General features: G+C 70.2%; 19 protein-coding genes and 3 pseudogenes. 13 read left to right on the top strand and 9 right to left on the bottom strand.

Annotated features, from left to right (window positions below):
• Both ABZX22_RS24180 and ABZX22_RS24175 read left to right on the top strand, forming a co-directional pair.
• A pseudogene (locus ABZX22_RS24180) lies at positions 1-141 on the top strand (cytochrome P450); the annotation flags it as partial.
• A 190-nt stretch (positions 142-331) separates the two neighbouring features.
• Entirely contained in the window at positions 332-1,693 is a 1,362-nt protein-coding gene (locus ABZX22_RS24175; RefSeq protein WP_354912868.1) for a serine hydrolase domain-containing protein, read from the top strand.
• A gap of 193 nt (positions 1,694-1,886) precedes the next feature.
• Here ABZX22_RS24175 and ABZX22_RS24170 read toward each other — a convergent pair whose 3' ends face one another.
• Positions 1,887-2,054 carry a hypothetical protein gene (locus tag ABZX22_RS24170; RefSeq protein WP_354912866.1) on the bottom strand — a complete coding sequence of 56 codons (168 nt, stop codon included), beginning with the start codon at positions 2,052-2,054 and terminating at the stop codon, positions 1,887-1,889.
• A 177-nt stretch (positions 2,055-2,231) separates the two neighbouring features.
• On the opposite strand from ABZX22_RS24170, the gene ABZX22_RS24165 reads away from it, so the two are divergent.
• Together ABZX22_RS24165 and ABZX22_RS24160 are read left to right on the top strand one after the other, a co-directional pair.
• Entirely contained in the window at positions 2,232-2,615 is a 384-nt protein-coding gene (locus ABZX22_RS24165; protein WP_354912864.1) for a helix-turn-helix domain-containing protein, read from the top strand.
• Between the two features lie 105 nt (positions 2,616-2,720).
• Positions 2,721-3,326 carry a response regulator transcription factor gene (locus tag ABZX22_RS24160; protein WP_354912876.1) on the top strand — a complete coding sequence of 202 codons (606 nt, stop codon included), beginning with the start codon at positions 2,721-2,723 and terminating at the stop codon, positions 3,324-3,326.
• On the opposite strand, the gene ABZX22_RS24155 is transcribed toward ABZX22_RS24160, so the two are convergent.
• Both ABZX22_RS24155 and ABZX22_RS24150 read right to left on the bottom strand, forming a co-directional pair.
• Complete coding sequence (locus ABZX22_RS24155; RefSeq protein ID WP_354912862.1) at positions 3,252-5,480, bottom strand: histidine kinase; 2,229 nt, start codon at positions 5,478-5,480, stop codon at positions 3,252-3,254. The genes ABZX22_RS24160 and ABZX22_RS24155 overlap by 75 nt on opposite strands.
• A gap of 473 nt (positions 5,481-5,953) precedes the next feature.
• Positions 5,954-6,811, bottom strand: a complete 858-nt coding sequence (locus ABZX22_RS24150) for a LysR family transcriptional regulator (protein WP_354912860.1) — start codon at positions 6,809-6,811, stop codon at positions 5,954-5,956.
• A 71-nt stretch (positions 6,812-6,882) separates the two neighbouring features.
• Between ABZX22_RS24150 and ABZX22_RS24145 the strand changes: the two genes are divergently transcribed.
• The 3 genes from ABZX22_RS24145 to ABZX22_RS24135 all read left to right on the top strand — a co-directional run bounded on the left by ABZX22_RS24145 (position 6,883) and on the right by ABZX22_RS24135 (position 8,918).
• Positions 6,883-7,689, top strand: a complete 807-nt coding sequence (locus ABZX22_RS24145) for an alpha/beta fold hydrolase (RefSeq protein WP_354912858.1) — start codon at positions 6,883-6,885, stop codon at positions 7,687-7,689.
• A 66-nt stretch (positions 7,690-7,755) separates the two neighbouring features.
• Complete coding sequence (locus tag ABZX22_RS24140; RefSeq protein ID WP_354912856.1) at positions 7,756-8,355, top strand: TetR/AcrR family transcriptional regulator; 600 nt, start codon at positions 7,756-7,758, stop codon at positions 8,353-8,355.
• A complete protein-coding gene (locus ABZX22_RS24135) occupies positions 8,352-8,918 on the top strand; it encodes a carboxymuconolactone decarboxylase family protein (RefSeq protein ID WP_354912854.1) in 567 nt (188 codons plus the stop codon). The genes ABZX22_RS24140 and ABZX22_RS24135 overlap by 4 nt, the downstream gene beginning before the upstream one ends.
• A 523-nt stretch (positions 8,919-9,441) precedes the next feature.
• On the opposite strand, the gene ABZX22_RS24130 is transcribed toward ABZX22_RS24135, so the two are convergent.
• Together ABZX22_RS24130 and ABZX22_RS24125 are read right to left on the bottom strand one after the other, a co-directional pair.
• Positions 9,442-9,663 (bottom strand): hypothetical protein, encoded by a 222-nt coding sequence (locus tag ABZX22_RS24130; RefSeq protein ID WP_354912852.1) that lies wholly within the window; start codon positions 9,661-9,663, stop codon positions 9,442-9,444.
• Between the two features lie 843 nt (positions 9,664-10,506).
• Positions 10,507-10,941: an organic hydroperoxide resistance protein gene (locus ABZX22_RS24125; RefSeq protein ID WP_354912851.1), complete on the bottom strand. Its 435-nt coding sequence runs from the start codon at positions 10,939-10,941 to the stop codon at positions 10,507-10,509.
• 62 nt (positions 10,942-11,003) lie between these two features.
• Between ABZX22_RS24125 and ABZX22_RS24120 the strand changes: the two are divergent.
• The 4 genes and pseudogenes from ABZX22_RS24120 to ABZX22_RS24105 all read left to right on the top strand — a co-directional run bounded on the left by ABZX22_RS24120 (position 11,004) and on the right by ABZX22_RS24105 (position 13,723).
• Positions 11,004-11,713: pseudogene (locus ABZX22_RS24120) on the top strand (LLM class flavin-dependent oxidoreductase).
• The gene (locus ABZX22_RS24115) at positions 11,710-12,411 is read left to right on the top strand and encodes an alpha/beta hydrolase family protein (protein WP_354912849.1); all 702 of its coding nucleotides are present in this window, start codon (positions 11,710-11,712) and stop codon (positions 12,409-12,411) included. Before ABZX22_RS24120 ends, ABZX22_RS24115 begins: the two are co-directional and overlap by 4 nt.
• A gap of 15 nt (positions 12,412-12,426) precedes the next feature.
• Positions 12,427-13,116 (top strand): helix-turn-helix domain-containing protein, encoded by a 690-nt coding sequence (locus ABZX22_RS24110; protein ID WP_354912847.1) that lies wholly within the window; start codon positions 12,427-12,429, stop codon positions 13,114-13,116.
• Positions 13,117-13,243: 127 nt separating this feature from the next.
• The gene (locus ABZX22_RS24105; protein WP_354912845.1) at positions 13,244-13,723 is read left to right on the top strand and encodes a DUF6461 domain-containing protein; all 480 of its coding nucleotides are present in this window, start codon (positions 13,244-13,246) and stop codon (positions 13,721-13,723) included.
• Here the strand turns inward: ABZX22_RS24105 and ABZX22_RS24100 are convergent.
• Positions 13,717-14,793: an MFS transporter gene (locus tag ABZX22_RS24100; RefSeq protein WP_354912844.1), complete on the bottom strand. Its 1,077-nt coding sequence runs from the start codon at positions 14,791-14,793 to the stop codon at positions 13,717-13,719. The two genes, ABZX22_RS24105 and ABZX22_RS24100, sit on opposite strands and share 7 nt — an antisense overlap.
• A gap of 100 nt (positions 14,794-14,893) precedes the next feature.
• Here ABZX22_RS24100 and ABZX22_RS24095 point away from each other — a divergent pair, with 100 nt between their 5' ends.
• Together ABZX22_RS24095 and ABZX22_RS24090 are read left to right on the top strand one after the other, a co-directional pair.
• Positions 14,894-15,412, top strand: coding sequence for a helix-turn-helix domain-containing protein (locus tag ABZX22_RS24095; protein ID WP_354912842.1), 519 nt, complete (start codon positions 14,894-14,896; stop codon positions 15,410-15,412).
• Between the two features lie 31 nt (positions 15,413-15,443).
• Positions 15,444-15,605: pseudogene (locus tag ABZX22_RS24090) on the top strand (pyridoxamine 5'-phosphate oxidase family protein); the annotation flags it as partial.
• Between the two features lie 64 nt (positions 15,606-15,669).
• Here ABZX22_RS24090 and ABZX22_RS24085 read toward each other — a convergent pair.
• The 3 genes from ABZX22_RS24085 to ABZX22_RS24075 all read right to left on the bottom strand — a co-directional run bounded on the left by ABZX22_RS24085 (position 15,670) and on the right by ABZX22_RS24075 (position 17,391).
• Entirely contained in the window at positions 15,670-16,524 is an 855-nt protein-coding gene (locus ABZX22_RS24085; RefSeq protein ID WP_354912840.1) for an NAD(P)H-binding protein, read from the bottom strand.
• Positions 16,521-16,649 carry a hypothetical protein gene (locus ABZX22_RS24080; RefSeq protein WP_354912838.1) on the bottom strand — a complete coding sequence of 43 codons (129 nt, stop codon included), beginning with the start codon at positions 16,647-16,649 and terminating at the stop codon, positions 16,521-16,523. Before ABZX22_RS24080 ends, ABZX22_RS24085 begins: the two co-directional genes overlap by 4 nt.
• A 175-nt stretch (positions 16,650-16,824) precedes the next feature.
• Entirely contained in the window at positions 16,825-17,391 is a 567-nt protein-coding gene (locus ABZX22_RS24075) for a DUF4291 domain-containing protein (protein WP_354912836.1), read from the bottom strand.
• Positions 17,392-17,873: the final 482 nt, after the last annotated feature.

The following is a 17,873-nucleotide window of genomic DNA, read 5'->3' as shown; positions in this document are numbered from 1 at the left end:
GAGATGCGGGTCGCCTTCCCCGCGCTGGTCAACCGCTTCCCCACGCTGCGCCTGGCCGTACCGGCCGACGAGGTCGCCCTGCGCCCGGAGACCGCCGACATCTACGGGGTCAAGAGCCTCCCTGTCACCTGGGACGCGTGACCACGAACTGACGACAGGCGAGGGTTCGTACGGGCCGGACGCTTCACCGCCTCCATCGCTCGCGGCTGACCAGCCCCTCTCCCATGTCGTGCCGCGCTCGAACAGTCGGTTACGCGGACCGGCCCGGTCGATCAGAGCGCCCGTCTTCTCCAGCTCTCTGAGTTTCAGCTCTCCAGAAAGGAATCCGAGCATGGCAGACACAACAAGCGGGACACCCGAACAGGGACACGTCGGGCGTCGGACCGTGTTGCGGGGCGTGCTGGGCGCCGGCGCGCTCGCCGGCGCACATGCCGCCCTCCCCGGCCGCGCCTACGCCTCCGTGAGCGGTGGTGGTGGCGATGGCGAGCGCGGTGTCGAGCACGGCTGGGGAAAGGTCGCCGACGCGTTCCGCGCGAACTTCAGAAACCCTGGCGAGGTCGGTGCGGCGTGCAGCGTCTACGTGGGCGGCCGCCCCGTGGTCAACCTGTGGGGCGGCCTCGCCGATCGCGAGGCGAATCGGCCGTGGCGCAGGAACACCATCGTCCAGGTGGCCTCCACGACGAAAGGCGCCACCGCCATCTGCGCCCACATGCTCGTCCAGCGCGGTGAGCTGGATCTGGACGCCCCGGTGGCCCGGTACTGGCCGGAGTTCGGCGCCGCCGGCAAGGAGCAGATCCCGGTGCGCTGGTTACTGTCGCACCAGGCCGGCCTGCCGATCGTCGACGGGCCGCTGACGTTCGAGCAGGCGTGCGCCTGGCACCCGGTCATCCGCGCGCTCGAGGCGCAGAAGCCGCTGTGGCAGCCGGGCACCGAGCACGTGTATCACAGCGTCACGTACGGGTTCCTGGTCGGGGAGGTCGTACGCCGGATCACCGGCAAGTCGCTCGGCACGTTCTTCGCCGAGGAGGTGGCCGCACCTCTCGGGCTGAGCGCCTGGATCGGGCTGCCCGAGAAGGAAGAGAAGCGGGTGGCCCGGCTCCACGATGCCGCGCCGTTCAGCGTGGAGGAACTGCTGGCCGGGCTGATCGCGACGACCGGGCTCGATGCGGAGACGGTCACCGCCTGGGTGAACGCCGTGTGGGCTGCGGGTTCGGTCCAGGCCCGCGCCGGCGAGCTCGGCGGCGCCTTGACCAACCCCGAGGTCTACGGCACGCGTGCCTGGCGCGCGGCCGAGTTCCCAGCCGCGAACATGCTCGCGGATGCCCGATCGGTGGCGCGGATGTATGCCGCCACGGTCAGCGACGTCGATGGGGTGCGGCTGCTCGAACCGTCGACGGTCGAGAGGATGACCGTCGTCCAGACCGACAGGACGCCGATGCACGGACTGCCGCCGGGGCTGAACCTCCCGGCCGACCGCTCCTTCTACATGTCGCTCGGGTTCTGGCGGGCCTGCCCGCCGATGCCGCTGACCGGGCCGGGGGCGTTCGGTCACCCGGGCTCCGGCGGATCGATCGGCTTCGCCGACCCCGACGCCGGTGTCGGTTTCGCCTACGTGACGAACCTCTGGAACTATCGGCCCGACGACCCGCGGGCAGCGAACCTGGCCAAGGCCGTCCGCTCCTGCCTCGGATGACGACAGCCCTCGTAGGGGTGGGCATCGGCACCGCTGCCCGGTCCCGTGACCCGGGCGCGAACCGGCCGCCGCAGGCCATCCGGCTCACGCATCTCCAGGATTGTCAGCGGCTTGCGAGCGGTGGCGACGGAGCACGACCTCACAAGCGCTGCTGCGATGGGCGACCGGCGAGTCGGCCTGGACTGAGGTCGGCTCAGCCTGGCAGGCGGGTGTGTTCGGCTCGGCTGGCGGCGATGCGCTGGGCGGCGAGCCCGCGGGCCCGCTCGGTGTCGTGGTCGGTGAGCCGGCCGAGGATCGTCGCGAGCGGCCTGACCTGCCCGTACCCGCCCCAGTGGCCCTCAGGGATCTCGGTGGGGAACACCCAGATCCGGCCTGCATCGCGCGGCCAGGCACCGTTCTCGGCGTCCAGGATCGCCTCGGTGACGTCCGCGATGACGCCCGCCCGCGTCTTCTCGTCGAGCTGCCCCTCAGGGACAGACGGGACGACCTTGTAGTGCGGCGCGTCCGCGGGCGATCCGCCGACGTAGACGGCGACCGCATGGCGAGCAACCTGCTGGCCACCCGGCTCGACACCCTCGTGGCGGCAGGAGTGATGCGACGCGTCCCCTACCAGGAACCCGGCGACCGGCAGCGCTTCGAATACCACCTCACCGAGCAGGGCCAGGACCTGCGGCCCACGCTGGTTGCCCTCCTGGAGTGGGGCGACAAGTATCTCGCCGACCCGCAGGGGCCGTCGGTCATCGTCCGGCACCGACCCGCCGACGATGACACCGCCTGCGAGGAGCCGGTGAGGGTCGTTCTCGAATGCGCCGCGGGGCACACCCGTCTGGCACCGGAAGCCGTCTACCGCGCCCCCGGACCGGGCGCCCGCTTCCTGGACACCGGAAAGCCGAAACCGGCCACGCCAGGGGCAGGAACGTGATCGCCGTGAGGTCCTGACGCGGACCCGGGCACCCACATCCGGCCGCCGGGCCAATACGATGACGCACTCGCAGGTCAAGCGGCGGCTGACGGAGTGGGCATGGAACTGATCAGGGTGCTGGTGGCCGAGGACATGCGCATCCTGCGGGAGGCGCTGGCCGGGCTGCTCGCGATGGAGGCCGACATCGAGGTCGTGGCCGAGCTCGGTTCCGGCGACGGCATCGTCGGCGCGGCGCTCGAGCACCGGCCGCACGTGGCCGTCCTCGACATCGAACTCCCCGGGCTGGACGGGATCGCCGCGGCGGCCCAACTGCACGAGCGGCTGCCCGGCTGCCGGTCGCTGGTGCTGACCGGGGTGGGGCGGCCGGGCAACCTGCGCAGGGCGGTCAACGCCGGCGTGGCCGGGTTCATGCTGAAGGACTCCAGGCCGCAGGACCTCGTCGCCGCCGTGCGCACCGTCGCGGCGGGCGGGCGGGTCATCGACCCGCAGCTGGCGTACGCGGCACTGGACGTCCCGGCCGGCCCGCTGACCGACCGTGAGCTGGACGTGCTCAGGCTGACCGCGTCCGGCTCCGAGCCGCGCGACGTGGCCCGGCTGCTCAACCTGTCGTACGGCACGGTGCGCAACTACCTCGCCTCAGCGGTGACCAAGCTCAACGCGCGTAACCGGGTGGACGCCATCCGCATCGCCACCGAGGCCGGCTGGCTCTGAGCAGGGCACCTCGGCGGTCAGCGTGAACCGGCCTCCGTCCCGCTCCACCGACAGCCGCCCGCCCGCCTCCTCCAGGCGCCGGGTCAGGTTGGCCAGGCCCGTGCCCTCCCGCGGGGCGGAAGCGGTCGCGCCGTCGTTGGAGACGGTCAGGCGTACGGCGTCGCGCACGGTGATCGCGCACCGGGTGGCCTGCGCATGCCGTACCACGTTGGTCACCGCCTCGCGGAGGACGACGGCCAGGAGGGAGTCGGTCTCGGGCGGCAGCCGTACCGGTGGCAGATCCACCGTGACCTCGACCCCCGAGGCCGCGAGCATCGAGCGGGCCGTCGCCGCCTCCTCCCGCAGGGAGAGCGGCGCGGGGCCGCCGGTGATGGAGCGGACGTCCACCAGCGCCTGCTCGGCGAGTTCGCGCAGCTCGGAGGGGTCGGCCGAGTCCGGGCCCGCGATGAGCAGCTCGCCCTTGAGCACGATCGCGGAGAGCCGGAAACCGAGCAGGTCGTGCAGGTCGCGGGCGACCCGCAGGCGTTCCTGGAGCACGGCCATCCTGGCCAGGTCGCGGCGGGCCTCCTCCAGCTGGAAGGCGGCGAGGGGGAGCGTGCTCAGCCCGTAGGCCATGGCGGTGAAGCCGATCATGACCATGGCGTATTCGGCGCCCCACAGGGGAACGCCGGTCTGGGCTATCCAGAGGGCCACACCACCCAGGAGCGGACCGAAGCCCAGCGCCCAGGCCCAGGCGGAGCGGACCAGGAACAAGGTGGTGCCCGCGGTCAGGCCGACATAGGAACCGGCGCGCTGCCCGATGATCGCCATGGCCGTGACCATGAGCACGATCTGCGCGCCCAGCGTCCAGCGCCAGGCGCGCGGCCGGGCGCCACGGCGGGGCAGGCCGTTGTAGAGCTGCAGGCCGCTCACCACGGGCAGGAACACGGCCACCGTCACGACCTGGAACGCCGAGGACGACCCGAGCCTGATCATGTTGACCACGGTGCTGCCCAGGGTGTCCACCTCGAGGATCACCAGAGTGAACCAGGCCAGCCACGGCGCGCCCGCCAGCGGGCCGGACGCCGCGGCCTTGACCGGCGTCACGGGCAGGCGAACCTCCGTCCACCCGGCGCCGGAGGTGAGGCAGCCGCCCAGCTCGGCCGCTTCCTCGCCGAGCTCACCGAGTTCGTTGGGTTCATTGGGTTCGTTGGGTTCGTTGGGTTCGCTGGGTTCGCTGGGTTCGGCGAGCTCGGCGGCCCGCCCTCCCGTACGGCCGGCGCGCAGCACGACGAACCGTGTGTCGGCCTCGAGCTCCACCAGGACCCGCTCCGGCGGATCGGTGCTCAGCCAGGCGAGCATGGTCCTGCGCAGCACCCTGGCCAGCAGGCCGTCGACCGGCAGGGGCAGCCGTGGCCGGTGCGTGGTGACCTGCGCGTCCACCCCGGCCGCCGTGAGCACGGAGCGCGTCGCCTCCAGCTCGGCGGCCAGCGTCCGGTCCCGGTGGTCGTCGGCGATGGATCGCACGTCGGTCAGCGCCTGACGGGCGGCGCCCACGACCTCGACGAGGTCGGCGCGGTCGGAGCGGTGGACGAGCGCCGACAGCTTGTCGTCCAGCGCGTCGCACAGGTCGCGGGCCACGCGCAGCCGTTCGCGGGCCGCCTCCAACTGGCCGATCTCGGCGCGGGCCGCGTCCGTCTGCCTGATCAGGTCATGGAGCCAGCAGACGGCGTACAGCCCGACGCCGGGCCCGAGGGTCGCCAGCGCCGACCAGTAGCTGAGCGAGCCCAGCTCGGGATAGAAGGCGGCCCTGACCGAGATCTCGCCCGCGAGGATCAGGACCACCAGCGGCCAGGCCGTTCTCGCCTTGAAGGTGAGCAGGAGCGAGGCGACGAGCATGGCCATCACCGGCGTCCACGGTGACTGGACCAAGTAGAAGGAGGAGGCCAGCAGCGCCTGAGCCACCAGGTTCCAGCGGGCCGTGGCGGGCGACGCCCGGCGGAACGCGATCGGGACGAACAGCGCTTCCAGCGCGACGACGATGAGCAGGCCAGGGACCAGGGCGACCTGCTCCTTCAGGAGCGACGCCTGGACCAGCTGGCTGACCTTGACGGCCAACTGGACGGCCAGGCAGATCAGGATGAGCGTCCTGGCGAGCCTCAGCTGAGGGGTCACAGGCCGTCCTTCCGTCTCATCCAAATAAATGTGCATTTTGCACGATTCATCAGGGTGAGTTGTAGGTGGGCCGGTGCCCCCTTTCGCGATTCCCCCCGCGGCTTGGCCGGACGTGAACACGCGGCGGCCGTCCGCGCCAACGCCGCGCGTGACCCTGAGGAGTACGCCAACCTCGCCATCATGGCGGGCACCCGCATGGGGCACGAGCACAAGCGAAGTGCAGGCCGCTCGTTCGGGCCTGTGACCGCGTCGCTCGTCCGCACCGAGAACGCGATGGTCGCCGGCGACCCCGGCAAGGCCGTCGAGCTGTTCGGCACGCTACCGCGCGGTGTCGGCAAGATTGACAGCTCCACCTGGAATGGGGCGTTGCCGGACGCCCCGCGAGCGAATGCCCGCATCGGTGACATGGCACGGGCGACGGAGAGAGACGGCTGTCACCGGGGACTGATCATGGTGGTCGCGGGAACGCCCCATCAGCTGTGGCCGGCCAGGTCGAGGAAGGCCCGTACGGCAGGCCCGCAGTCGCTCGGTGACAGGACGGCCAGGGCCAGCGTCCGGGTGAGGCGTGGTTCGAGCGGCCTGGTCACGACTGCTGCGAGCTCGGCGGGCAGGCCGAGCGTGGGCACGATGCTGACGCCCAGGCCCGCGGCCACCATTTCGAGGATGGCCGACTGGCCGCCGGCCTCGTAGGCGACGTCGAGCTGGGCATCGGCCTGGCGTGCCGCTTCGGTGATGAGTGGGCGGCAGCCTGCCGTGGTGAGGATGAACGGCTGTCCGGTCAGGTCGGCGATGTGGATGGTCTCCTGCCCGGCCAGGCGATGGCCGGCCGGTACCACGGCAACCATCTCGTGGGTGCTGAGCGGGATCGTGTGCAGGCCGGGGGCCGGGAGCGTGACCACGCCGACCTCGGCCGCGCCCCCCTGCAGCCAGCCGCGGACGTCGTGGTCCGCTCCCTCGAACAGGCGCACCTGGACCTGGGGGTAGCGATCGGTGAAGGCCCGCAGCAGGTGGGCGATGAGGGTGCCGGTGGCGCTCGGCAGGCTGGCCAGGCGTAGCGGCCCGGTGACCTCGCCGGCGGCGGCCGCCACCTCCGCGCGGATCAGGTCGAAGTGGCGCAGCGCCTCGCGGGCGCGGAGGTGGGCCCGCCGTCCGGCTTCGGTGAGCGCGATGCCGTCCGCGTGGCGGACGAACAGCGGGGCGCCGAGCTCGCGTTCGAGGCTGGCGATCGCGCGGCTGACAGCGGGCTGGGACATGCCGATCAGGTCCGCCGCCGCGGTGAATCCGCCGTGCTCGGCCACCGCGATCAGCACGCGGAGCTGCGTCAATGTCATGAGGTTATACCCTAAGTGGTATTTGACCAGGGTTGGCCCATTCCCTGATGGTTATGGCCATGTCCACACGCATGATGATCGAAGTTGACGGCCGCATGGCCAGCTATCTGACGGCGGGCGAGCACGGACCGCAGGTGTTGCTGCTCCACGGCACGTATTGGAGCCGGGTCTGGCTGCCGGTGCTCGACGACCTGGCCGCGGCCGGGTTGCGGCCGGTCGCCGTCGACCTCCCCGGTCTGGGCCGCTCGGAAGGGGAGCTGACGCTGGAGACGGCCACCGTGCCCGCGCTGGCCGCCTGGGTGACGCGGTTCGCTGCGACGCTGGGCATGGGCGCGCCGGCGGGGGTGGCCGGGCATGACATCGGCGGTGCGATCGCCCAGCAGCTGCTGGCCGGCGGCGAGCTGGCCGTTCCCCGGCTGGCGTTGGTCAATTCGGTGAGCTACGACTCGTGGCCGGTGCCCGGGGTGGCGCGTTACCGCGATCCTGCCGTGGTCGCCGCCACCACCGTGGAGGAGTTGCTCGCCGCCCGGCGCGTGGCCGTTTCCACCGCCTTGGCGCGGCCTGTCTCCGAAGGGGAGATGGCCGACTATCTCGACCCGTGGCGTGATCGGCGAGTGGGTCGGTCCTGGATGGCGCTGGCCGGCGCCGCCGACAGCCGCTACACCTTCGACCTCATGCCCGCTCTGGTCGCCTCCGATGCGCCGAAGCTGCTGCTGTGGGGCGAGGACGACACCTTCCAGAAGGTCGGCTACGCGCAGCGGTTCGCCGATGAGGTGCCGAACACCACGCTGGTGCGGGTTCCCAAGGCCGGTCACATCCCGATGGAGAACGACCCCGCACTGGTCGCCCGCACGCTGGCCGCGTTCTTCCTCGCCTGACGGGTTGATCTGTCCGGCGCCCTCCCCCTATCTTGGAATGGTCGTTCCAAGATAGGGGGAGGGCGGATGCCGGACATCAAGCACTTCGACCCGGACACGGTGCTGGAGCACGTGGTGCACCTGTTCTGGGAGCGCGGTACCGAGGCCACCGGCATCGCCGAGGTCGTGGCCACCACCGGGGTGAGCCGCTCCAGCCTGTACGCGACCTTCGGCGGCAAGGAACGCCTGCACGCCGCCGCGCTGCGCCGCTATCTGGAACGGCAGTCACAGCCGGTGTTCGACGCGCTGGCCGCCGACGAACGTGGCCTGCCCGCCATCGCCGGCTTCTTCGAGCGGCTGGTCGCGGCACGCTGCACAGGTGAGCACGCTCGCTGGGGCTGCCTGGTCACCAACACCCACACCGGCGCCACCCGCGAGATCGCCGAGATCAGGCAGATCCTCGACGCTCACCACACCGCCCTGCGCGGTGCGATGAGCGCAGCGCTGCAGACGGCCCGCGAGCACGGCCAGCTGCGGCCCGGTCTGGCGGTGGAGACCGCCGCCGAGAGCCTGGCGCTGCTGGCCTACGGGGTCAACCTGCGCTCGCGGGCGGGCGCGCAGGCGGGCGAGCTGCTGGCCGGAGTGCGTGCCGTACTGGAGGGTTTCACCCGTACCCAGGAGAAATGATGATCGACTTTCAGGTGTACGACGAAAACGACGCCCCCGAGGCGGCCCGCCCGATGCTGGAGGCGGCCAGGAAGCGTATGGGGTTCGTGACCACCCTGAACGGGGTGATGGCCGAATCTCCTGAGCTGCTGGCCGGCTACAACGCCCTGGCCGAGCAGTTCGGCAAGTCCTCTCTGCCGTTGCATGCCAAGCAGGTCGTGCTCATCACCGCGAGCGTCGCCAACGGCTGCGCGTACTGCGTGGCTGCGCACTCCACGCTCGCGCTCAAGGCGCGGGTGCCCGCCGAGGTGGTCGAGGCGCTGCGCGCGGGCAAGCCGCTGCAGGAGTCCGGGCTGGAGGCGGTGCGTCGCCTGACCCAGGTGATGGTCACCGAGCGCGGCTGGGTGGACGACGCCGAGATGGAGGCGTTCCTGGCGGCCGGCTACACCCGTCGCCACGTGTTCGACGTCGTGCTCGGGGTGGGGATGAAGACCTTGTCGAACTACACCAACCACATCGCTCACACCCCGCTGGATCCGGCCTGGCAGCAGCAGGAATGGAGCCGGGATCAGGCAGGCGCCTGATCGGCCGTGCCGGGCCTTTCGGCTGCTCGGCGCGGCCGGTATGAGGCGAACCTATGACAGCTGGTCACCGATCATGATCATCCGCGTTCGGGGCTGGTGACACGTTCGTTGACGGCACCCCGTCTTGGCCGCCGACGCGGCCTGGCCTGCCGCGCTCCTTGGCGCGGGCACGGCGGGGGCGGCGACCTTCAGGACGGTGCCTCGGTTGCTCGGCAAAGACCGCCGCGAGGACGAATAGGCCCTCTACCTGTTTGACGTGCTCACTGCGGCCTTCAAGAGCGCCCTGTGTTGGCCGCGCCGGGCGCTTCCTGGCGGATCGGCCGGCCGGGCGTGCGGCTCTTCGACGGGTCCCGGCCGCCGCCCGCCGGGCAGCGCCCACGATCCCCGACGGTCGCCAGCCCCCCAGCAGTTCGCGGACTTCGCGGACAGGCCCACGCGCGCGCCCGCGAGGACCTGTCACACCCCGGCATGGCCGGATGAGGGCCGTTGTCGGCGGAACAGGGTCTAGACCCTGGCGACCTGGTCAGGGGTCGTACGGGGGCTGTTTCCGGATCTCCCGATGCATCCGCTCATTCATCCGCTGCATCCGCTTCCAGGACTTCCTGTCGACTCCAAACGGCGGGTTCTTGTCGTCGAAGCTCGGCTTCGGAATCCCCCGCCAGCCGGGATGCTCTTCGCTGTCCCCGTCCGAGTCGATCAGGTAGATGATCGCGATGACAACCGCTATGCCCAGCAGAATTTCCATGGGTGACCCCCTCGCAGCCCTGGCTGCGTCTGTTGTGGCCATCTTGGTTCTGACTTCAGTTCAGAGTGTCGTTGTGCGTCGCGCCTGGCAACCCACCGCTCACGCGACGTTGTGATCCTCCTCATTCGTGGTCGGATTTGTGGAGCCCTGCCTGAGCTGCGCTGGAGGGCCGTCCCGTTAGGCTTCCTCTTCCCGAAGATGTCCCCAGCCCCAAGGTAGGCAGGTCTGCGCAGATCACCGGGTTTCCGGGAAGCCCCTCTCGGAAGCGGATACGGCTGGAGCTGCCGAGAACATGGACGACGCAGGGGGTCACTCACCCTGCCGCACGCAGCCGCGGGATGAAATCCCAGCTCGACACTCGGCGCGCGCGCCTCGAAGCAGATACTCACTCACCTGCCAGGCGAGAACGCAGGAAAGCACGCCGCGAGGGATGTGGAGCGTGTACGGCCGGCCGTCGTGCGCCAGCATCGGAGTGGGGTGTAGCTTTTGCCGATCTACGGTTCTGCATCGCCGCCCTGACCGCTGGGCGGCGGTACCGCACGATCACGATGATCAGGTACAGCTCTGTCTTATGTGTCTGTCTTATGCGTCGGCGGGTTCGATGAGCTCGATCTCGAGGGCCGGCACATCGAGGGCTTCCTTCTCGGCATGGCGTCGAAGCTGTCACCAGGTGCACGCGAAGTGCGTTACCCCTGGTCAGCGTCGATTGCTGTGGTGAATGCGATGGTGGCCCGCACGGTGCGCGTGGCCATCGTGGTGGGGGACTAGTGAGTGAGCCCACCGGTGCACGCCGCGTGCCGGGGGACCTTCATCTCGTGAGGGTGCCCGGCACGCGGCGATGTGTCACAGCTGTGTGCCGTTGACGACCAGCGCCACTTCGATGTTGCCGCGGGTGGCATTGGAGTACGGGCACACCTGATGCGCCACCCGGACCAGGTCGACGGCCTGGGTGGGGTCGGCGATGGACGGCAGGCTGATCTCCAGTTCGACGCCCAGCTTGAAGCCGCCGTTGCCGGCGGGGATGAGCATGACCTTCGAGTCGATTGCCGCGTCGTCGGCGCGTAGGTGCTTGCGCTGGCCAACCAGGGCAAGTGAGGTGGCGAAACAGGCGGCGTAGCCGATGGCGAACAGGTGCTCGGGGTTCACCCCTTCGCCGTCCCCGCCCAGTTCCTTGGGCTGCCTGAGGTCAACCTCCAGCCTGCCGTCGGTAGTGCGTCCGTGACCGTCGGCCCGGCCTCCGACGACGTGGGCCTGTGCGGTGTAAAGGGCGTTCGTCATGATGATCTCCTTCACGGTCTGCTACTCGAAAAAGAATCATAAACTTCAAAAATAGGAAGTCAATGGTTATGATCCGGGAAGCTGTCATCGACGAGAGGGATCACATGAAGGTCGGCTGCCTGTTACCGACGCGCGATCAAGCCGTACGCGGCGATCACGACCCGGAGCAGTTGGTCGAACAGGCGCGGCGTGCCGAAGCGCTCGGTTTCGACTCCGTGTGGGCCGGCGACAGCCCCCTCGCCCGGCCCCGCGCCGACCCCTTGCTCCTGTTGTCGGCCGTAGCCGTCGCCACCCGGCGCATCACGCTCGGCACTGCCGTACTGCTGCCCGCGGTCATCCGATCCTGCTGGCGCACCAACTCGCCACCTTGGACAGGCTCGCCGACGGGCGCCTGATCGTCGGCATGGGCGGCGGATTTCCCAGCCCCGGCACCGAAGCTCAGTTCACCGCGATCGGCGTCGCCTTTGAGCGCCGCATCAGCCGGCTGGAGGAATCGATCGAGGCGATGCGTCTCCTGTGGAGCGGCCAGGAGGTCTCCTTCGCCGGCCGGCACTTCGACTCCCACGGTGTGACCCTGGCTCCCGCGCCCGCTCATCCAGCAGGCCCGCCGATCTGGCTGGCCGGAGGCGGCGAAGCGGCGCTGCGGCGCGTGGCCGGCCTCGCCGACGGCTGGCTGCCCTACCCGCCCCAGGCCGCCGACGACCACCACGCGGCCCTGGAGAACTTCGCCGGCCACGTCCTGCCCCTGCTTCACCCGAAAGGAACAGCATGACCACCTTCGTTCTCGTACACGGCGCCTGGCATGGTCCCTCCGCCTGGGAGCGCCTCACCCCGCACCTGCACCAGGCAGGGGCGCGCACCCTGGCCCCCTCCCTCACCCTGGAAGGCGACGTCGGCCTGGACGTCCACGTCGACGAGGTCCTCACCTGCCTGGACGACGCCACGACCGTCGGTGACGACGTAATGCTGGTCGGACACAGCTACGCGGGCCTGATCGTCCGACAGGCCGCCGACCTGCGACCCGACCTGGTGAAGCACGTCATCCTGATCGACGGCTGGGCCGGCGGCGACGGCGCCAGCATGTTCAGCCTGGCCTCCGACGCCTTCGTCAACGCGATCCGCGCCGCCGCCCGGACGAGCGCGGACGGCCGTCACATCCCCGCCCCGCCCCCGGCGAGCTACGGCATCACCGACCCCGACGACACCCGCTGGCTCGCCCCACGCCTGCGGCCACAACCTCTGCGCACCTTCACCGACGCCACCCGGCTGAGCGGAGCCGTCGACCAGATCCCCGGAACAGCCATCTACTGCCGGCCGCAGGCCTACCCCTTCGACCGGTTCGCCGCGGCGATCGGGTACCGGACCATCGCCATGGACGCCCCGCACAACGTGATGCTCACCCACCCACAGAAGCTGGCCCGGCTCCTCCTGGACGCTTACGCATATCAGTTCAATAATGAGAAGCTGTAACGTTACAATGAGGTAGTGGAACAGCGGAACTACAACCAGTACTGCGCGACCGCGCGCACCCTCGACCTCGTCGGTGAGCGCTGGACGCTGCTGCTGATCCGTGAGCTGCTGACCGGCCCCAAACGCTTCAGCGACCTGCAACACAGCCTGCGCGGCCTGGGCACCGGCCTGCTGGCCGCACGGATGAAACATCTGGAACGCGAAGGACTGGCCCGCAAGGTCACCCTCCCACCGCCGGCCCGGACCCCCGCCTACGCCCTCACCCCGGCCGGCGCGGACCTTGAACCGGTGGTGCTGGCCCTGGCCCGGTGGGGGCAGACCTGGGCGATGGACGAACCCCGCGACCAGGAGAACTTCCACCCCGGCTGGGCCGTCCTCGGCCTGAAGGCATGCTTCGACGCCGAGGCCGCCACCGGCCTGCGGGCGCTGTACGAGTTCCGCGTGGAGGAGGAAGTCTTCCACGCCCGCATCGACGACGGCACCATCGAAACCGTGCACGGCCCGGCCCAACATCCCGACGTGATCGTCACAACCAGCAGGGAGACTTTCCGCGACATCGCCGCCAGCAGGTCGACTCTCGATGAAGCGATCAGCAGCGGCGCCGCCTCCGCCTCCGGCGACCGGCAAGCCCTGCGCCGGCTCCACCACCTGTTCCACCTGCCGCTCCCACGTGCGCGATCCACGGCTCCAACCTCCACGTCATGAATCGAAGGGCGTCATCACGTCCATGCGTCGTTACGCTCCTCCAATCCGTCGAAATCGGCTGCTTCCCTCTCTTCGGGGTGGCTGCCGGTCTCGGCTGATTGTCGGTATGGCCTGCCAGCATGGCCGCGTGACGACAACTGATCCCTTGGCCCCGTTCCAGTGGCTCAACGGCTGGACGGTCACCAGCCACGAGGTGGTGACTGAGTTGTCGCGGGGCTGCGAGGTGCTGGCGGTCACCCGGCACGACTACGCCGCCGAGCACAGCTTCGAGTACGCGATCGACGGCGCGATCGTCACCGGCTACCGGCTGCGGCATCCGCACGAGCGTTACGGCTGCGACCCGGACCGGCTCAACGGCTTCATGCGGGAGCTCGGCATGGGACTGGACAAGCCGCAGGACGAGGCCGCGTGGGACGCCGCCTGGCAGGACAACTACCACACTGCCGTGCCAAGGGCCTTCGCCCTGGCGGCGAAGGTCACCGGGGTGCCGTTCACGCCGGACATGCTCGACCGCCCGATGCTCGTGGGGCCCATCGCCGAAGGTGATCGTCTTGCGGCCGGCCAGCAGCACCCGCTGCTCGGCGTGCCACCGGGCCTTGATCACTGAGCCGAGCCGGCCCGTCTGCCAGGTCCGACCCCGCTGACCGCGAGCCCGGCCAGCACGAGGCCACCGGAGAACGCCGACCCCACGCCGAGCAGCCCGGAGAACCCCAGTGCTGTCAGAGCCATGCCGAGTGCCAGACGTGACCGGGTGGCCAGCCGTACCCGCTTGGTCAGCAGGGCGGACACGAAGGACAACCCCGACCAGAGGCAGAGAAGCAGCGCCGTGTGCAGCGGCGTCAGACCATGCGCGGCCTGGAGGACGGTCGGCAGATAGCCCATCAAACCCACCACCGCCGCGCCCACGACCAGCGCACCACCCGTCGCCACCAGGAACGGTGGTCGCTTGAACAGGTCGAGATCGATGAGTGGATCCGCACGTCGCCGCTCCACCCGCACGAAGCAGGCAACCAGCGCGACCGCCGCCGCGATCGCCCCGAGCGCGGTCGGGCGCGACCAGCCGAGCCGTCCCTCGGTCACCCCGGCGAGCAGCGTGGCCACCCCCGAACCGAGCAGGATCACCCCGGGCACGTCGAAGCGACGCGGCTCGGCTGAGCGTGACTCCTCCAACACGCGCGCCGAGACCACAGTGAGCGCCAGGGCGCAGGCCGCCATCAGCCAGTAGGCAATCCGCCAGCTCGCCGCCACGGCCAACAGCCCCGACACCAGCGGCCCCACCGCGGTGCCGAGCCCGATCATCGCCCCGTAGCGTCCTGTCGCCCAGACCCGCTCGACCCCCGAAGGGTAGGCGTGGCCCACCAGGCCCAAACTGGCCGCCAGCATCGCCGCGCTCGCGCCGCCCTGCACCACCCTGGCCGCCACGAACATCGGCACCGCCGTACTCAGGGCGGCGAGCACGCTGGCCGCGGCGAGCACGGCCGTCCCCATCACCAGCACCCGCTTGCGTCCGTGGTCGTCGGCCAGTCCGCCGGAGACCAGCAGCAGCGCCGACAGCCCCAAGGCGATACCGCCCAGCATCCATACCGGTCCCGTGGCTCCCGCGCCCAGATCCCGTGCGGTCTGGGGGAGGGTGACCATCGGCACCGTGTAGTTCGTCAGCACGAGCAGGGGCGCCATGGACGCCACAGTGAGTGTCCCCCGCCGCGATGTCGGTTCGGTCATTGAACTCATGCGGTCGCACGCTAGCACGGTTCATTCAATGAACTAAAGTGAGCCCATGGCGCTCGGCAAGAACTATGAAGGCCAGGACTGCTCGCTGGCCAAGGCGTTGGAAGTGGTCGGCGAGCGTTGGACGTTGCTCGTGATCCGTGACGCGATGTACGGCGTGCGCCGCTACGGCGACTTCCTGGCTCACCTTGACATCCCCAGGGCGGTGCTGTCGCAGCGGCTGACCGCGCTGGTCGCGGCCGGCATCCTGGACAAACGCCGCTATCAGGAATCTCCGCCGCGCGAGGAGTACGTGCTGACCCCGATGGGCCGCGAACTCTGGGTCCCGCTGCTGGCCCTGGCTCAGTGGGGTGGGCGGCACCTGGCCGAGGCCGGCCCGTGCCGGCTCTTCTTCCACCAGACATGCGGCACCCTGCTGGATCAGGTCTCGTTCTGCTCCCATTGCGGTGTGCGCGTCCCAGTCGAGGACGCGGAAGTACGGCCAGGCCCTGGCCTGAAGGGCGTCAGGGGCGACCAGGTCAGCCGTGCCCTGGAGGAACCCCATCAGATGTTGGATCTGATCCCCTGACCGGATGGGGTCAACCCCGAAGGGAGATCACATGAGCTGCGTGGAGATCGAATCCGAGACGGATCTGCGCGACCTGCTGGCGCGGTCGCACCAGCGCGACCGGGAGTGGCTGGCGGCCTCCCCGTTCGTCCTGGTGGCCACCTCCGACGTGGACGGCACCTGCGACGTCTCACCCAAGGGCGATCCGGCCGGGTCGGGGGCTTCTCCCGAACAGGGCAGGCAGCCGCAACGGCGCACCCCGGCCCTGTCCGTGGCTTTCAGCCCCCGAACTCCGATGCGTGCTCCTCGGCCCAGGCGGCGAAGGTGTGAGCCGGACGACGGAGGATCTTCTCCACGTCGCCCGTGGGACGGGTCGGCCTGGCCAGGTCCCGGGCGTACCGTGCCATGAGCGCCGTGACGAAGGGCTCGGGCAGGCCGCGGGCGATCAGGCCCTGGGCTGCGGCCTCCGGCGGGATCTCCGTGTAGGTCAGCGGCCTGCCGATGGCCTCGCCGATGATCTCCACCATGTCCGTGTGGGTGAGCGCTTGCGGCCCGGTCAGGTACGTGCGCCGGTTCACCAGGTCGTCGGTCAGCAGGGCGTGGGCCGCCACCGCCGCGATGTCGTGCTCGTGGATCGGCGTCTCGGCGAAGCCGGCGTACGGGCCGCGGACCACGTCGCCCGCCGTGATCTGGCCGCCCCAACTGGTCAGGGCGTTGACCGCGAAGCTCGACGCGCGCAGGCTCGTCCACTCCAGGCCGCCGGCGACGGCCGCATCCTCCGCCTCCTTGTTGCGGTCGCCGCGGAAACGCGACGGCTGGTGGTCGAGAGGCTCGTCGATGTTGATGGCCGACAGTGCCACCACGCGCCGCACCCCGTGTTCCTTGGCCAGTGCGACGAGTTCCGCCGCCGCGTCGCCCGCGGCCCGCGGGTGGAGGAACAGCGCGGTGACCCCGTCGAGGTGGCGGGCGAGGGTGCCGGGTTGTGCCGGGTCGCCGGTCACCACCTCGGCCGTGGCAGGCAGGGAGGTGGGCCCGGTGGTGCGGGTGACGGCGCGGACCTTGGCGTTCGCGCCGGTGAGCAGGTCGACGAGGGGGCGGCCGATGGTGCCTGTGGCTCCGGTGACGAGGATCATGTCGAGAAGCCGAGCTGGACCTGCTGGTCGGCTTCCTGCGCCGCGCCACCGGCGCCGGCCGCGACGCCACCGCCGCGCTGGCCGACGACTGAGGTGTCCCGGTGGGCCGGGGTGGTGTCGGGCACGGGTGGGTCAGGCGGAGGGCGGCCGGCAGGCGGGGGCCGGGGCGGCGGCGTCTTGGACTGTGGGGCAAGGCTGGTCCCGCCGGCCGGCATCTGTGACATTTCGCAAGCTAGGGCCGGTTGCGAAAGGACTCGTAGTGTCTCAGGCGCGGGCAACTTGTCCCTCGCCGGTCGGCCGTCACCTATCCGGGGAAAGGAGGCTTTCCAGCGTCCGTGGGAGTGGATACACCCGCTCTGCGGGGAATAGCCGCTGGGCTTTGGTAGCGTGCCCGGTTTGTGTCAATACCGCGGCCTTGCGGACCTGGGGGGTGAGGTCGGTGAGGCTGACGATCCAGTCGTCGGTGAATGTGCGGATCAGATTGCGGCCGATGCCGACCTGGATGCTGTAGTGGTTCAGTGCCGCTCCGCGCAACGAGCGTTCCGGGTCCCACTGGACATGTACGGCTGCCTGGGTCACAGCTGCCGGATCCGCGGTCGTGAGCACGGCCTGGGACAGAGCTTCCTCCCAGCCCTGCCGGGTTATCCGCACCGCGAGAACGCGCTCTTGACCGGGTTTGCGGGCCCAGTTGCTGCGATGCATGAGCCACAGGAATGAGGGCTTGATCCATGTCATCCTGTGGAATGAGAACGGCGCGACGAAGCGGCCCGCTCGCAGCGCCGCGTCGGCTATGGCAGGCGCGTATGCCTGGTAGACCACGATCGTGTCAGCATCGTAGTCTGCGCGAATCTGGTACTGGGGTGCCATGCGTTGCACCCTGCCATCCGATGCACTCGCATCGCGAAGCTTTTTCCCCGCCCTCGGCCGAAGCGAATGTGCTGGTCGCAGCCACTCGTTGGTGGCCGCTACGAGGACGGTCGCCTCGTAGCGGACCGCGAGCTTGTCGTATCTGGTGGCCACGGCACGGTGTCTTTGAGGCGGTTGATGCCGCACTTCACCGCCTGCCGAGCCTTGTAATCCTCCGGGTCGAACTTCGGCGGACGACCGCCCCTGGATCCGCGTTTCCTGCGGTTGCGGGCCTGGTCGGCCTTGTCCGGGATCGTGCGGCGGCTGCCGCGTCGGCGCAGGTGAGCGCGGTTCTTACCGGGAAGCCTATGCCTTATCGGCACGCACCCGCCCGGGCCGGGTGCGCGGCCGGCCGGGCCCGAGGCGGGGACCCGGATACGGCCCAGAACGGCCTCGAACTGCGGGGCGTCGCCACGCTGCCCGGCCGTGATCACGATCGACAT

Source organism: Nonomuraea sp. NPDC003804 (assembly GCF_040610675.1).
Classification (GTDB): Bacteria; Actinomycetota; Actinomycetes; order Streptosporangiales; family Streptosporangiaceae; genus Nonomuraea.
Note: the sequence above shows the minus strand (reverse complement) of the source record. Positions and strands in the feature narration are given on the sequence as shown.

What these genes read in the sequence shown, in the direction of transcription:
- ABZX22_RS24125 (WP_354912851.1), bottom strand. Translation starts at nt 10,941, where the DNA reads ATGACGAACGCCCTTTACACCGCACAGGCCCACGTCGTCGGAGGCCGG.
- ABZX22_RS24140 (WP_354912856.1), top strand. Translation starts at nt 7,756, where the DNA reads ATGCCGGACATCAAGCACTTCGACCCGGACACGGTGCTGGAGCACGTG.
- ABZX22_RS24165 (WP_354912864.1), top strand. Translation starts at nt 2,232, where the DNA reads ATGGCGAGCAACCTGCTGGCCACCCGGCTCGACACCCTCGTGGCGGCA.
- ABZX22_RS24150 (WP_354912860.1), bottom strand. Translation starts at nt 6,811, where the DNA reads ATGACATTGACGCAGCTCCGCGTGCTGATCGCGGTGGCCGAGCACGGC.
- ABZX22_RS24100 (WP_354912844.1), bottom strand. Translation starts at nt 14,793, where the DNA reads ATGGCGCCCCTGCTCGTGCTGACGAACTACACGGTGCCGATGGTCACC.
- ABZX22_RS24085 (WP_354912840.1), bottom strand. Translation starts at nt 16,524, where the DNA reads ATGATCCTCGTCACCGGAGCCACAGGCACCATCGGCCGCCCCCTCGTC.
- ABZX22_RS24175 (WP_354912868.1), top strand. Translation starts at nt 332, where the DNA reads ATGGCAGACACAACAAGCGGGACACCCGAACAGGGACACGTCGGGCGT.
- ABZX22_RS24145 (WP_354912858.1), top strand. Translation starts at nt 6,883, where the DNA reads ATGATGATCGAAGTTGACGGCCGCATGGCCAGCTATCTGACGGCGGGC.
- ABZX22_RS24115 (WP_354912849.1), top strand. Translation starts at nt 11,710, where the DNA reads ATGACCACCTTCGTTCTCGTACACGGCGCCTGGCATGGTCCCTCCGCC.
- ABZX22_RS24130 (WP_354912852.1), bottom strand. Translation starts at nt 9,663, where the DNA reads ATGGAAATTCTGCTGGGCATAGCGGTTGTCATCGCGATCATCTACCTG.
- ABZX22_RS24095 (WP_354912842.1), top strand. Translation starts at nt 14,894, where the DNA reads ATGGCGCTCGGCAAGAACTATGAAGGCCAGGACTGCTCGCTGGCCAAG.
- ABZX22_RS24135 (WP_354912854.1), top strand. Translation starts at nt 8,352, where the DNA reads ATGATGATCGACTTTCAGGTGTACGACGAAAACGACGCCCCCGAGGCG.
- ABZX22_RS24075 (WP_354912836.1), bottom strand. Translation starts at nt 17,391, where the DNA reads ATGGCACCCCAGTACCAGATTCGCGCAGACTACGATGCTGACACGATC.